Origin of the sequence: Vreelandella massiliensis, assembly GCF_900155385.1 — a bacterium.
Lineage (GTDB): Bacteria > Pseudomonadota > Gammaproteobacteria > Pseudomonadales > Halomonadaceae > Vreelandella > Vreelandella massiliensis.
Genome location: NZ_LT699744.1, coordinates 441,062 through 454,959 on the forward strand (window position 1 = coordinate 441,062; position 13,898 = coordinate 454,959).

The 13,898-nt window shown below is 60.4% G+C and carries 14 protein-coding genes; 6 read left to right on the forward strand and 8 right to left on the reverse strand.

Annotated features, from left to right (window positions below; genetic code table 11):
- The first annotated feature begins 50 nt into the window (after positions 1-50).
- Positions 51-857 (forward strand): M48 family metallopeptidase, encoded by an 807-nt coding sequence (locus BQ9846_RS02055; RefSeq protein WP_075878956.1) that lies wholly within the window; start codon positions 51-53, stop codon positions 855-857.
- Positions 858-905: 48 nt separating this feature from the next.
- On the opposite strand, the gene BQ9846_RS02060 is transcribed toward BQ9846_RS02055, so the two are convergent.
- The 6 genes from BQ9846_RS02060 to BQ9846_RS02085 all read right to left on the reverse strand — a co-directional run bounded on the left by BQ9846_RS02060 (position 906) and on the right by BQ9846_RS02085 (position 7,264).
- Complete coding sequence (locus tag BQ9846_RS02060) at positions 906-2,846, reverse strand: exoribonuclease II (protein WP_075878957.1); 1,941 nt, start codon at positions 2,844-2,846, stop codon at positions 906-908.
- Between the two features lie 151 nt (positions 2,847-2,997).
- Positions 2,998-3,441, reverse strand: a complete 444-nt coding sequence (locus tag BQ9846_RS02065) for a universal stress protein (RefSeq protein WP_075878959.1) — start codon at positions 3,439-3,441, stop codon at positions 2,998-3,000.
- Between the two features lie 132 nt (positions 3,442-3,573).
- A complete protein-coding gene (locus BQ9846_RS02070) occupies positions 3,574-4,677 on the reverse strand; it encodes a YcjF family protein (protein WP_083651442.1) in 1,104 nt (367 codons plus the stop codon).
- On the reverse strand, positions 4,674-6,092 hold the full coding sequence (locus BQ9846_RS02075; protein ID WP_075878960.1) for a YcjX family GTP-binding protein: 1,419 nt from the start codon (positions 6,090-6,092) through the stop codon (positions 4,674-4,676). The genes BQ9846_RS02070 and BQ9846_RS02075 overlap by 4 nt, the downstream gene beginning before the upstream one ends.
- Positions 6,093-6,133: 41 nt before the next feature.
- A complete protein-coding gene (locus tag BQ9846_RS02080) occupies positions 6,134-6,331 on the reverse strand; it encodes a hypothetical protein (RefSeq protein WP_075878962.1) in 198 nt (65 codons plus the stop codon).
- A gap of 63 nt (positions 6,332-6,394) precedes the next feature.
- A complete protein-coding gene (locus tag BQ9846_RS02085) occupies positions 6,395-7,264 on the reverse strand; it encodes a D-hexose-6-phosphate mutarotase (RefSeq protein WP_075878964.1) in 870 nt (289 codons plus the stop codon).
- Positions 7,265-7,376: 112 nt separating this feature from the next.
- Here BQ9846_RS02085 and BQ9846_RS02090 point away from each other — a divergent pair, with 112 nt between their 5' ends.
- The 4 genes from BQ9846_RS02090 (at position 7,377) to BQ9846_RS02105 (ending at position 12,198) form a co-directional block, all read left to right on the forward strand.
- On the forward strand, positions 7,377-7,619 hold the full coding sequence (locus BQ9846_RS02090; protein ID WP_075878965.1) for a GlsB/YeaQ/YmgE family stress response membrane protein: 243 nt from the start codon (positions 7,377-7,379) through the stop codon (positions 7,617-7,619).
- 152 nt (positions 7,620-7,771) lie between these two features.
- The gene (locus BQ9846_RS02095) at positions 7,772-10,234 is read left to right on the forward strand and encodes a DUF1266 domain-containing protein (protein WP_075878967.1); all 2,463 of its coding nucleotides are present in this window, start codon (positions 7,772-7,774) and stop codon (positions 10,232-10,234) included.
- Between the two features lie 191 nt (positions 10,235-10,425).
- Positions 10,426-10,989 (forward strand): NlpC/P60 family protein, encoded by a 564-nt coding sequence (locus tag BQ9846_RS02100; protein WP_075879456.1) that lies wholly within the window; start codon positions 10,426-10,428, stop codon positions 10,987-10,989.
- Between the two features lie 24 nt (positions 10,990-11,013).
- Positions 11,014-12,198, forward strand: coding sequence for an MFS transporter (locus BQ9846_RS02105; protein WP_075878969.1), 1,185 nt, complete (start codon positions 11,014-11,016; stop codon positions 12,196-12,198).
- A 130-nt stretch (positions 12,199-12,328) separates the two neighbouring features.
- Here the strand turns inward: BQ9846_RS02105 and BQ9846_RS02110 are convergent, their stop codons facing one another.
- Complete coding sequence (locus BQ9846_RS02110) at positions 12,329-12,811, reverse strand: FKBP-type peptidyl-prolyl cis-trans isomerase (protein ID WP_075879457.1); 483 nt, start codon at positions 12,809-12,811, stop codon at positions 12,329-12,331.
- 183 nt (positions 12,812-12,994) lie between these two features.
- Here BQ9846_RS02110 and BQ9846_RS02115 point away from each other — a divergent pair, with 183 nt between their 5' ends.
- The gene (locus BQ9846_RS02115) at positions 12,995-13,276 is read left to right on the forward strand and encodes a hypothetical protein (RefSeq protein ID WP_075878971.1); all 282 of its coding nucleotides are present in this window, start codon (positions 12,995-12,997) and stop codon (positions 13,274-13,276) included.
- A gap of 106 nt (positions 13,277-13,382) precedes the next feature.
- On the opposite strand, the gene BQ9846_RS02120 is transcribed toward BQ9846_RS02115, so the two are convergent.
- A complete protein-coding gene (locus tag BQ9846_RS02120) occupies positions 13,383-13,850 on the reverse strand; it encodes an outer membrane lipoprotein (RefSeq protein WP_075878973.1) in 468 nt (155 codons plus the stop codon).
- Positions 13,851-13,898 lie beyond the last annotated feature (48 nt).

Consider the following 13,898-nt stretch of genomic DNA (forward strand, 5'->3'; position numbering starts at 1 on the left):
CTCGGGCGCCTTTTTTCGTTTCTTGGGCATGATCAATAACAGGATCAACGATGTCGAAAAAACGCGCTATCAAAGGGTGGCTACTGTCGCTGGTATCTTTGCTGCTGCTTGGCTGCAGCGAAACGCCTCAAGGGCGCTCTGCTCTAACACTCGTACCCGAATCGATGATGGTGGAAATGGGGGAGAGCGCATTCGCGCAGATGCGCGCCTCAGGACAGGTAGTGCGTGATACAGCCACTATCGCGCGCGTGCAGTGCATATCACGGGAAGTGATTGCGGCCGCGCGCGCGTTATACCCACAGGTGGAGATGCCGTCATCGTGGCAGGTCGTGGTATTGAACGATCCATCGCCTAACGCCTTTGCGTTGCCAGGTGGGCATATCGGCGTGCACACCGGTATGCTAGCGCTTGCGGAGACGTCTGACCAGTTGGCGGCGGTGATTGGGCATGAGGTGGCGCATGTGCTTGCCGATCACGGGAACGAACGCCTGACACAGCAACTGGGGATCAAAGCGGTGCTGGTCGTGATTGGGCTGTTTAGCGAAGGGGACGTGGCAAGCGGCACCTTAATGCAGGCACTGGGGCTAGGCGCGCAACTGGGCATCACGTTGCCTTTTAGCCGCACCCACGAAGAGGAGGCGGATATCATGGGGCAAGCGATGATGGCGGAAGCTGGCTTTGATCCAAGCCAAAGTGTTGCGCTTTGGCGCCGTATGGCGGCTGCCGGAAACGGTCAGCCGCTTGAGTTCCTTTCGACACACCCGGCCCACGAAACACGTATTGAGGCACTGAGCGCGAACATGGCAGAGGCGATGTCGCGTTACCGTGCCGCCGACGCGCCACACTGTGGGCGTTGAGCTACCGATATGGCGGCATATCGCCGCCATATCGGTGCTTGCAGGGGGTTATTCGACCGGTCGAGCCACCAGCGAACGGGTCTCTTCGCGCGCTTCGGTCAGCGCCACGCGGAGGCTGTCGCCGAGCTTGTAGCGCTCTTCGCCTTCGATCTGAATGCGGCCTTCCTTGTCGTCGATGACGACTTTGTCGCGGTCGCTGTGCATCAGCGGTGCGGGGACGAAAGCGGTCGCGCCGTTGTCGATCAACCGCACGCGCATGCCGCCGCGATTGATCGCCATGATTTCGGCGTCGAAGGTCTCTTGGTTTTGCGCGGACGGTGTCAGGTAGCGCACATAGAGCCAATCTTTGACGTCGCGCTCGGCCATGCGGTTTAAGCGCCGACGTTCGGTCAACTGCTCGGTCAGCTGCTGGCTGGCTTCGGCGGGGGCTTGCTCGCCCTTGAGCACGCGTTTGATCAAACGGTGGTTGACCATGTCGCCGTATTTACGAATCGGCGAAGTCCAGGTGGCATAGGCGGGCAGACCCAAACCAAAGTGCGGCCCCGGCTGCGCTGACATGTTGGTGAAGCCTTGAAAGCGGCGCAGACGCGCATCGAGCCAGGCATCGTCGCGGCTTTCAAGTTCGCGCTTAAGCTCTTTGTAGCGTGGCAGTTCGGTGAGGGCTTCGCGCTCCACGTTGATCGCTTGACCGGCGAGGAACTCCTGGGCCGCTTCCGCCTTCTCGGGCTCAAAGGCGCGGTGAACGTTAAAGATGCCGTGACCAATGTGCTGAGCGAGGAAATCGGCGCAGCAGGCGTTGGCCGCAATCATCGACTCTTCGATCATGCGGTTGGCAATGCGGCGCTCCTCGGTGCGCACGTTAAGGACGTTACCGGCCTCGTCCAGATCGAACACATAGTCCGGGCGGTCTTTAAATACCAGAGCGTGCTCTTCGCGCCAGCGGGTACGCGCCAGGGTTAAATCGCGCAGCGCTTTAAGCTGCTCGCCAATGCCGCTTTCCGGCGCCCAGTCGCCCTGGCCCTCAAGCCAGTCGGAAACGTTGTCGTAGACGAGCTTGGCGTGGGATTTTACCGTGGCGGCAAAGAAGCGGTACTCGCCCAGGCTGCCGTCGGCGTTGATATCAAGCGTGCACGAAAGCGCCGGGCGTTCTTTCCCTTCCCACAGCGAGCAGAGGTCATCGGCGAGCTGCTCGGGCAGCATGGTGACATTCTGCCCCGGTAGATAGACGGTAAAGGCGCGAGTGCGCGCTTCCAGATCCGCCGCGTGGCCCTCTTCGACATAGGCGGTGGGGTCGGCGATCGCCACGCTCATGCGCCAGCCGCCCTCTTCGCGGGGCACGACATGCAAGGCGTCGTCCATATCGCGGGTTTTTTCACTGTCGATGGTGAAAAACGCCTGATCGGTTAGGTCTTCGCGAACCAGACCTTCATCGCGTAGCGGCCAATCGCTGCCGGCGTCGGGGCACTCCTGCTCCAGCGCGTGGCGCGCTAGTGTAACGCGCCACGGCACGGCGGGGTCGTCCGCTTTGGCGACCAGCTCGTCAATCTGGCTAAAGAAGCCGCGATCATTCTCTTTCAGTGGGTGTCGCACCAGGCGCGCGACGACCCAATCGCCGTCGGCGATGGTGTCTTCATCGAGGCTACGTTTGATGCGTGCTTTCAGCACGTTGCGAATAGAGGGGTGGTCAGGCACCACCGCCAAGCGGCCTTCGCGCTTTTGCACCCGCGCGATAAAGCGCTCAAGCCCGGCTTCGATCAGCTTTTCGGGCTCGACGGACTTTTTATCGCCATTTTCATGAATGACGGCTTCAACGCGGTCGCCATGCAGCACTTGCTTCATCGCGGGGGGCGGTACGAAGTAGGAGTCACCGTCGTCGGTTTCCAGAAAGCCAAAGCCTTTTTCGGTGGCTTTGATCACGCCTTCAGCGCGGGGCGTGGTGTCACGCATCTGTTGCTTGAGCTGAGCAAGCACGGAGTTATTTTGCAGCATGAGGTCAATCAGTTGGCAAGAGTAGGGGGCCACTATACGGATTCACGTCCGTGGCGCCAATCTTCCGAGGAGATCATTTGACCGCGCACCGTGTTGGGACGTAAGAATCACGCTGCGCGGGCCTATCAGGGCGTAGGTTAGCGATTGATCATCAGCCGCTGACGGTGATCACTTGGCAGGGCGCGGAGTGGCTGACTTTATGTGACACGCTGCCCACGACCAATCCTTTCAGATCGCTTAGGCCGCGGCTACCTATCACGATCGCATCAACGCCGTGCTGTTTGGCTTGGTCGATAATCGTTCTGGCCGGATCACCCTGTTCGACGACCGTTTCGAGATGGCTGATACCCCGCTCTTTGGCTGCGTTTGAGGCGTGCTCGATCACCTTTTCTCCCAGTTTCTCAAGCTCGTCGCGGGAGGCGTCAATGGCGGTCGTGCCGATTCCCCAGGCCAGTGTGGCTTCATGGGTGAGTATTTCGGGTACGTGCAGTATGACCAGCGCGGTGTCCTGCTCTTTGGCGAGTTGGCAGGCGACCTCAAGCGCGTGTTGGGCGTTCTCAGAACCGTCAACGGGTACCAGGATTTTTTGATACATCATCGGACTCCTCTGGTGATACCAATAGGTGGATAAAAGCGTGTTGTGCCTATTAGCGTAGCTGAAACACACGGTGGTAAGCACACCCAGCGGACGATACGAAGCCATTCAGGAGGAGATGGCGGTAATGCATCAGGGCTTTTTTTGGCTATCGAGGCGACGAATTTGGCGCCAGATCTCTTGACGTAGATCCGCGAGTTTGGGCTGCTCTTCGGGCGTGAAGGCGAGCGGGCGGCACAGGCGCTGCGCGCGCAGCCCAAGGCGTGCGCTGAGTAGCCCGGTGGCAAGCCCTTGTCCGGCCCGCGCGGATATCCGTCCGGCAAGGTCGAGGGAGAGCATGTCAGTGCCCGCCTCAGCCACCATTTCGCTGGCGCCAGCAAAAGCCATGTTGTAAAGCACGCGTTTAAATAGCCGCAGGCGGCTGGCGTAACCAAGCTCTAGCCCATAGAGGCGGCAGAGCCGGTTCACCATGGCGAGGTTGCGCCACGCCACCAGCCCCATATCCACCAGCGTCAACGGGCTGATCGCGGTCAGGACCGCTGTTTCTCCTGACATCCGTGAAATTAACCGCTGCGCTTCCCGGTCGCGCGGGGCAAGCAGATGATGGTTAAGCAGCGTTAGCGTCTCCTCACCGCTGTGGTGGGGTTGGCTCGCCTGCTTGAACGCCTGCCAGTGGGGGTCATCGTCGCCTAGGTTGAGCTGCTGGCGCAGCGTCTCGGCAAGCTTTCGCGCCTGCTGTGCGGAACGTTGCGGGAGTTCGGCAAGGTCATCGCGCAGGCGCTCATGGCGCTTTAGCCGGCGTAAACGGCTCAGTTCCTTAAGCAGCGAGAGACCGCCCAAGCCAATCAGACTGATACCCAACAGCTGCCACGCCACGGCAAGCCACTGCGACTGCCGCCACGCCTCAGGCAGGCCGGTGGCCAATTCCGCCGCGCCAAGGCTCGCCCCGCCGACTAACGCAAAAAGTAGCCCCCAGCGGCGCTTAGGTGGCGCGCTGAGGCTATGCGCGGGCAGGGGAGCATCGTCGGCCACGGGGTCGGGTTCGTGGTAGGAAGTGGTCGCGGGGTCAAAGTGGCGGCGCGGTTTTAACGTCGCTAAGTCGTCATCGAGCGGTATGTCTTTATCGAGCGCTTCGCGCGGCGCAACGCGGTTGTTTCGGCTGTCGTGTTGGTGATCTATGTGTTCACTTTGAGCCTGTTGGCTATGAAAGCGGCGGCGGGGTTTTAGCTGGGTCATACAAGTTTATCTCCCATCAGCCAGTCGATGGCGGCATCCATGCGAATATGCGGTAGCGCCGCTGAAGACATCGGCAGCGGGCGGAAGCTGGCGAAATCGAAGCCTTGCCGCCGCCAAAAATCCTCCCCCGGAAGGTGGCTGGGTACCTCGCCAGGAAAGTCCAGCACTTCTTCGCCGCTGAGCGTGGTACCGAACAGCGCCGGGATACGGCTGCCGTTCTCGCTGACCTCGCGGGTCTGAGTAGCGCGAATCGAGGCCAGTGATAGCGCTTTGACCGGCACGCCTGCAAAGCGCAAATCTTTGAGCGGCTCGGCGAGCAGCGCTTCGAGTAGGTGCACGACGCTTTGGTGCTGATCCGGCGTGACGTGGTCGGCTTTGGTGGCAGCGATGGCGAGCCGGTCGATTTTGGGTGCAAAAAGCCGGGTGAGCAGGCTGCGCTTGCCATAATCAAAGCTCTGCATCAGCTGGCGCAGGGCGTTGGAAAGATCCTCAAAGCGCTCGGGGCCAGCATTAAGCGCACCGAGCACATCCACCAGCACAATCTGACGGTCAAAGCGGCGAAAATGCTCCCGGTAGAACGGCTTGACGATATGCTGCTGGTAGTGGCGAAAGCGCGCGGCCAAGGTGGCGTAGACGCTGGTGTCGGGCAGGGCATGGCGTTTGGCGTCGGTCAGCGCGAATTTATCCAGCAGTGCCTGAGGTAAAGGGAAAAACTGCAGCACCGGCGCGCCTTCGAGCTCACCGGGAAGCAAAAAGCGCCCCGGCTGCAAGTCAGAGAACCCCGCCGCTTTAGCCCGTTTAAGCCCCTCGGCGTAGGCCGTGGCGAGCTCGGCAAGCTGGGTTTCGTCCGCCTCGGCGGTGGGGTCGAGCTTCGCCACGCCGTCGATCCAGTCGCGAAACAGGGCTTGGCGCTGCTCGCCGTGGGCTTGACTCTGCGTGGCGCACCAGCTGTCAAAATCGTGCTGTAAAAGGGGCAAGTCCAGCAGCCATTCACCGGGGTAGTCAAAAATATCCAGGGTAAGGTGGGCGATTTCCGGGGTTAGCCAGCCGCGTTGAGCAGGGCGGTAGCGTAGCTGCAAGCGTAGCTCGCTGATGCCACGCGTGGGTTCAGGCCAGCGCGGCGGGTCGGCGCGCAGGGCGCTCATCGCTGGATCGTAGGGAAAGCGCGGAATGCCCAAGTCAGGCTGGTTGAGGCGTTGGGCGCCTAGCAGGCGCCCCTCTCTTGCCGCCGGGAGGAGGTCAAGCTGAGCTTCCACGCCGGCGTGGCGGAGCTGATTCACCAAGGAGGTGAGAAACGCCGTCTTGCCCGCTTGCGAGAGGCCGGTGACGGCAAGGCGTAGTTGGCGGTCCCGGCTGCGCTCCACCAGATTGCTCAATTCGCGGTTTAGCCGTTCGCGACTAAAAGGTGGCTGCATGGAACAAACTCCCAGGTCGTCTTGCGGTGATACCCCTCACGCTACGCCCCGCCTCGCAGTGACTGCACAAGCTGGTAAAACAGTGGCATGGTCGCGACGAGAAAGCCAATCACGGCAATCACATAGCCAGGCCAGCGAAGGGTCATCTTCTGGGCCAGCGTTAGCCCCAAAATGCAGATCAGCATGCCAATCAGGTTGAACACGAGCGTGGCGGCTTCAAGCCAAAGCTGTGGGTTCATGAGTGCTCCAGTGAGGGGTCAATGGGAATGTTGTGAACCTTGGCCCTGCAACGCGCTGGCGGGCTAGCCGCGGCTCAACGTGGTGCCAAGCACATGCTGGGCACCCGGTACTAGCCACACGGGGTCAAGCCGCGTATTGGCGGCTTCCACGCAGATAAACTCGCGTGCGCGTTCCGGTGGCGTATCGCTGGGCGCATCGTCCCCCGGGTGCCAGACCACGGTGGAATCGCTGTCGTGTTTGGCGATACGCAAGCGCCGCTCACCGTCGTTTAACAGCACCGGGGCGTTACTGTGGTAGATGCGGTCAATGGGGCCACGAATCGCTAGGGTGCCCTGCTGCTCAGCTTCAGCAAAGTCGCGGCGCTTGTCGAGGTAGCGCGCCCCGGCAAGGCCCTCGATGCGGCAGCGCTCGATATCATCGACCGCCAGGTAAGTGTGCAGTGCCGCACTGATTTTGACCGGCGTTTCGCCGCTGTTTTCACTGATGATTTCGACGTGAAGACGCTTGGCATTGGCTTGGATGACGGCGCGAACATTGAGCAGGCTATGTAGGCGTGTTTGCGGCGAAAGGTGAGCTTCGATGCCCTCCTCGTGCTCGTCAACGGCGTCGAGTCGCCAAGAGGCATGACGTGCCAAGCCATGAAACGGCCCGCTGCGATCAGGGCTCTCATCGGCGTAGCGTTCATCGCCAAACCAGGGCCAGCACAGCGGAATGCCGCCACGAACAGCACCCGGAAGCGACTGTGGCGTGGGCGTCATCCAGAGCCAATCGGACTCGCCGGCGGGGGCGAAATGTAACACCTGCGCGCCTTGGAGGTTGATGGCGAGTTCCCCCCAGGGCTGGTTGAACAGCACCAGTTCGCGCCCCTCCCAGCTGATGGTCTGCTGGCGTTGGGTGGCATCGAGGTGGTGGCGAAGCGAATCGGGGATCATGGGGCCTTCCTAGGGTTGGGGGATCGACGTGAGCGATAAGCGGTATGCTATGGTAGAACAAGCACGTTAAATAGGTAAAACACACCTAAATTAAGAAGACGAGGAGACCATTATGGGCATCATTGCATGGCTAATTATTGGCGGTCTTGCCGGTTGGATTGCCGGGCATATCATGCGCGGTGGCGGCTTTGGCATCCTGGGCAATATTGGTGTCGGGGTCGTCGGCGCGGTTGTCGGCGGTTTTTTGTTTGGCCTTTTAGGCTTGGAGTCGGGCGGCTTTATCGGCTCATTGGTGACCGCCATTGTCGGAGCGGTCGTGCTCTTGTGGGTGATCAGTAAAGTCAAGCAATCGTAGCGCACAATGGGGTAGCTAAGCGTAGAGTGCTTTTTTAAACGCCACCGCCGCGCAAAACCGGCGGTGGCGTTTTTGGCTGGCGGCGTGCTGGGGTACACTAGCGCGCTTGCTGGCCAATCCGGTCAGTTTCCAGGTCATAGTCGAGGTGTCTTTTGGTCGATGCGTTACGCGCTTGGTGGGCGCAACAGCTCGTGCTCTGCGGCTGGGCATTTACCCCCCATCCGCTATTGATGGATGCCGGAGCGGCAGAGCAGCAGTTGTTGCAGCGGGGCATTACCCATCGCGGTGAACTCGCCGAGCAACTGCTGGAGGCAGCGGGCGCGCCCCCTGAGCGGGCGGATCAACTGCTGGGTGCCCTTGAGTGGACGGCGTTGGCCGGGGCAGCGGGTTGGCTTGACCCCTCGCATGCCGAAGCGTGGGCGCAGTGTGTCATTTCGCGTATTGCCCATGAGTTTAGTGATTTTCGCGCTTGGCTGGGCGCGTGTCGTCAAGCACTCGGCGTCCGTGGCTGGCAATCGGGGGGGGATGACCGTTTCGTGGAGGCGTGCCAGGCGCTGGCCACGCTAGAAGCCGAAGAGGAGGGTGTCACTTGGGCGCAAATGTGCGCGGCCCTAGGGGCGTCACCCGAGGCCCCGCTATGGCCCACGCCGCCCGAGGCGCAGAGCTATCGGCTATGCGCGCTTTTGCGGCCAGTCATCCGTTATCCGGCAAGTTCGGCCGATTGGCCTGAGGCGGCGGCGTGGCTTGCTAAGGCGTGGGAGATCAGTGACCGCGACGCGCTGTTAACGGCCATGCTCTGGCTCAGCGCCCAGGGGGAGCGCCAGCGCTGGGACATCGATGCCCGCCTGTTAATGGAGATGGATCACGCCCAGCGCGATGAGTGGCAGCGCAGTGTGCTCCCCGAGGCGCCGCATGCTGTGGTGCTGGCCAATTTTGTGGCCCAGGGGGAGGTGTTGGAGTGGGCGGCTTGGGACTGGTTGCGCTTAGCGGAACTTGCCTGGGCGGGGGCGTGTAGCGGCTATCTATCCCAGCAAGAGGCGGATCATTTTGCCGCCCACGCCGCCGAATTGGTCAGTCGACGCTTCCACGATTGGCAAGCCGTGATGTCCAGCTACGTGCGTGGGCTTAGCCTCTTTGAAGGCGTCGACCGCCGAGCGGCCACACCGCTTAAACGCGAGCGTGCTCTGCTGCATAGCGCCCATAGCCCATGGCGTCTCAAGATCGCGGAGCTGCTTGACGAGCCAACCCGCCACGCCTCGCGCGCAGCGCTGATTGAGTATCGAGGGACGGCTTACCATTGGCTACTCGCGTTAGCCGGCGTGCGCGAGCCGGATACCCTGCTAAGACAGGGTAAGCCCTTTGCGGCGCTGCCTGAGGCGCGGCGCATGGAGGCCGCGCACTTTTTGCAAGAGACGCTCGGTTTTCACGCCGATGAAGGGGCCGACGCCATGGGGCGCTACTGGCTGCCAGCGCAGGCGCACCATCTGAACCAACTGGCGGCGGACGCCGCGTATAACGTCTGGCCGCCTCAGCAAACACCTTTCGGCCAGCCGACACCTGAGCTTTTGCAACAGCGCCAGCGGCTTAAAAGCGCTAGCCGGCATGCCGCGACCATTCACATGGCCGAGAAGTTTGCCTTCTATTTGCACATGGCGATCGATAGCCAACTCTTTGATCATGATGCGTTGATGGCTTTTGCCGAGGCGTTGCAAAGCAGTTTGTGCCGCTTTTATCCCAACGCCAAGGCGCTACTCAACGCGTGGCTTGCGTGGGAGCGCTGCCTGCCAGAGCCCGAACACGAGCCGCTGGTGCACGAAATCGCCTGGCACCTGGAGGACCCGGGGAGTCTTTTTCACTGGCTCGATTGGCGTCCCGGCGAGTGGCGTGAGCCGGGCAGTCGCCCCTCTTTAACCCACTTTACCGCGATGGCGTTGGCCGGGCCGCTCAATAGTGCCGCGTGGAGCGAGCCGCAACCGGAAAGCCCGCGGGAAAAAAGCGAGATCGCGGAGTGGATCGAGAGCCACTATCAGTTGCACCGTGCCGATGAACTCAATGATTTTGTCAACTACATGCTGGACGCGGGGGATCGGCAGGAGTACCAAATCAATTACGCCCCCTATACCCTCAATCGTCAGCGGCTGGACGAGGAGATTGCGATTCTTGAAACGGGCGAATGCGGCGTCGAGGAGCGACAGCACCTTTCACGCTTGAAGCGGGTGCGCGACGACGAGGATGGTTGCAATACCCTGGACATGGCCGCGTGGGATATCGCCCAGGTGGTGGATTTGGCGATCGCGGGGCGTCAACTCGGCTGGCTGACTCAGGCGCAGTTTGGCCAGCTGCTCGATCGTGCCTATGCGCTAGCGGAGAAGCACTACAGTGGCTGGCGAAGCTATGCCGAGGGCATGTACGCCGGGTTCTCGTTTTTTATGGGCGAAACACCCGAGCGCGAGAGTTTCCTTGCCGGACTGCGCCAGGCGTTGGTGGCCTGGCTCTGTGCGGCCCCGCTTCTGGCTGGGCCTTGGGCGAGCTTAGACTTCCCGGGGAACAAACCACGCCACTTTGCCCCCCTGCACATTGATACTTTGCCGGGTGACCGGCGAACCCTGCACTGAGACAGGCAGGGCTGCCTGGCCGTCAGGCTCGCCAAATCTATCGTCTTTCGCTTATAGTGGCATCGTCACTGTAGACGTTGGCTCATTACGAGGTTAATCGCATGGGTGCGTTAACGCTTTTTACCAGGAGTAGTACCGCGTTGCCGACCGCAACGCCCCTCCGTACGACGGCGCTTTGCCTGGCTGCCGTCCTGCTTTCGGGCTGCGCCGGCTCGGGCCATCGCGACGCCGACGTGCCAGAGGATTATTTTGCGCGGCAACTACCGGGGCTTCCAGGCAGTGGAAACGTCCAAATGTCAGCCATCGACAATCCCGTGGCACAGCTGCGCAGCCTGCAGACCCCGCCACCAACGTTGATTCGCCAAGCGCTCTTGGAGCAGCACCGGCGCTGGGAAGGAACGCCTTATCGGTTGGGCGGAACCTCGGAGCGCGGGATCGACTGCTCGGCGCTCGTCCAGCACGTGTATCGCGATACGTTTGACTTGGAGCTTCCTCGTTCCACCTATGAGCAAGTTAAAGAGGGACGCGAGATCGACCGCCAAGCGCTAAAGGCAGGCGATCTGGTGTTCTTCCGCCCCCCCGGGGCGTACCGGCATGTAGGGGTTTACGTGGGCGATGGCTACTTTTTGCACGCCTCCACGTCGCAGGGTGTGATCATCTCGCGCTTGGATAACAGCTATTGGCAGCGTTACTACTGGCAAGCGCGCCGCGCGCTGGAACCTACCCGTATCGCCCAGCTAAGCCGCACGTTATAGCCACGCGCGTACGACGGGAACGGCATGATTGCAGCTAAATCGCGCGCCTGGTGGCGCGCTACCTTAGCCCTCTGTTTAGGCTCTTTATTAGTTTTTATTAATTTATATGCGCCGCAACCCCTGTTGCCGGGGTTAAAGCAAGCGTATGGAGTCTCGACGCTTGGGGTGAGCCTGATCATGTCGATCTCGACGCTGTCGCTGGCGTTTTCGCTGTTGGTCTTTGGTCCGCTCTCCGATGCGATTGGCCGAGAAAGCATTATGCGCATCACGCTTTTGCTCTCGGGGCTCTGTTCGCTGGCGCTGGCGTTTGCGCCCAATTTTGAGCTGCTATTGGCGCTACGCTTGTTGCAAGGCTTTGTGCTAGGTGGCCTGCCCGCCGTGGCCATCGCTTGGATGGGCGATGAGTTCGATCAGCCGGCGCTTTTAAGCGCGGTAGGGCTCTACATCGGGGCGAACTCGCTTGGCGGCATCAGCGGTCGGATTGTCGGGGGCGGTATGGCGGAAATCGGCGGTCCGCCTGCGGCGTTTTTGACCGTTGGCGCGATGACGCTAGTGGGTAGCGTGCTGTTTTGGCGCTTGCTGCCCAATAGCCAGGCGTTTACGCCCAAACCCTTCCATCTGCCCACGGCGTTGCGTGACCTGGCCGGGCACTTACGCTCCCCGGTGTTACTGGCCGCCTATGGTCTTGGCGGCATCAATTTTTTGATCTTTATCAATCAGTACAGCTACATCACCTTTCGCCTGGCGGATGCCCCGTATCAGCTGGCCGCCAGTAGTTTAGGCTTGGTGTTTTTGACCTACCTGGGCGGTACGGTGGGTTCCACGCTCTCCGGGCGTTTGGCCGGCAAGCTCTCCCCGGCGCGCTGCATGATGCTGGGTATCGCGATTTTAATGCTAGGGACGCTGGTGACGTTGGCCGATTCGCTAGTGCTTATTGTGCTGGGGCTGACCATCAATGCCTTTGGCTTTTTCTTGGCGCATTCGCTGGCGTCGAGCTGGGTCGGGCGCTATGCGCAAGGCGCGCGGGGGAGTGCTTCCGCGCTGTACTTGGTGTTTTATTACGTGGGCGCGAGTTTGGGTGGCTTCTGGCTTGAGCCCTTTTGGCGCTGGGCCGGCTGGCAGGGCGTGGCGTGGGGTTCGTGGGGATTGCTGAGTGTGACGCTTGCGATCGCCTTTGGGCTATGGCGTTTTGAAAAGCGAGCGTTTTGAACGGCGGACGCTTTAAAGATAGTCGATGCTGGCGTCGGACGTTTTGAGTGTTGCGTGTGGAAAACAGACAGGCAAAAAAAGAGCGGCGCCGTAAGGGCCGCTCTTTTGATCTTAGCGAGGCTGTTGGCAATTAGTGCTCAACGCCACCTTCGCCGTGTACATGGCCATGCTCCACTTCTTCGGGGCTGGCTTCACGTACATTGGCGATCTCAACGTCGAAGTTGAGCTGTTGACCGGCGAGCGGATGGTTGCCATCCACCACAACGGTATCGCCTTCTACTTTCTTGACGGTCACCATCAGCGGGCCGCCCTGGGTCTGGGCCTGGAACTGCATGCCGGGCTCAACGCTTTCAACGCCTTGGAAAGCATCGCGCGGAACTTCTTGCATCAGTTGCTCTTGAACTTCACCGTAGCCCTCTTCTGGTGACACCTTTACCACCAGCTTTTCGCCTACATCACGGCCTTCCAACTCTTTTTCCAAGCCGGGGATGATGTTACCAGCGCCGTGGAGATACGTTAGCGGTTCGCGGCCTTCGGAACTGTCTAGCACCTCACCTTCATCGTTGGTCAGGGTGTAGTGGAACGCGACAACCGAGTTTTGCGCAATTTGCATGGATAAACCTTTCGGTGAGTGCATGTCTTTTCCATGGTAACGCGGAAAAAGGGCGTTTGTCAGGGGGGAGAGGATATTTTCCCATCGCTTTAAACGTTGGCGGTATTGCGCCTTACCATGAGCGGGGCTACCCTTACGCCACTTCTTTTTTGACTTCCCACTTACTGCCCTGTGGAGCCACGTATGACGATCTTTATCATTTGGGTAATCGCCTTTGCCCTGATTCTCTTTTTTGCCAACAAGCGTTGGGACAGCGGCGTCAGCCATGGGCTCGATAAAATGTTGCCGGATGTGCTGAAAACACATGGCGACAATCGGCATGTATGGGTGGTTGCGCTAGCCATTCTCGGTGCCACCACGCTGGTGCGCCCGGTTGACGTGCTGCTGGTCGTGATCCTGCTGACCGTTATCGGTTTGGTCGTCGCGAAGCTGGCAAGTTTCGCCGCGGACAAAGCCGCCCACTAAACGAAAGCGCTAAGCAAAATACCGGCCTACATGCGTAGGCCGGTATTTTTTGTTTGCCTATTGAAAACGGGCATCACAGCAGATGCGTAAAACGCGTCAAGCAGGATCAGTAAGGGACAACTTGCACGTTCCTGCCGCTGCCAATCAAGCGCACGCGCTGACCGGCCTCGAACTGACGGTCGGCCCGCTGCACGACCACTACGTCTTCACCCGACTCGGTGCGGATTTCCATTTCCCAGGCATCGATGCGGTTGGCCGCATCTTCGGCTGCCGTTCCTGCCACCGCACCGCCTAAGGCGCCGGCAACCGTCGCTAGGTCACGTCCGCTGCCGCCACCAATCTGGCGGCCTAATAGCCCACCAATGATGGCACCACCGCCGCCGCCGAGTAAATTGCCTGTGCGGCTATCGGCCTGAATTTGCACCGGGCGGATCGCCACGATGGTGCCATAAGTGACGTTTTGGCTGGTTTTGGCTTGATTGCCGCTATACACATCGCCTGAGTATTGCGATGTGTTGGCGCAGCCGGCAAGCGTCAAAAGGCTCAGTGCGGCAATGGGAAGTAAATGTTTCATAACAACCTCCGGTCAATAATGTATACACACCCCATAGTAGAACACTGT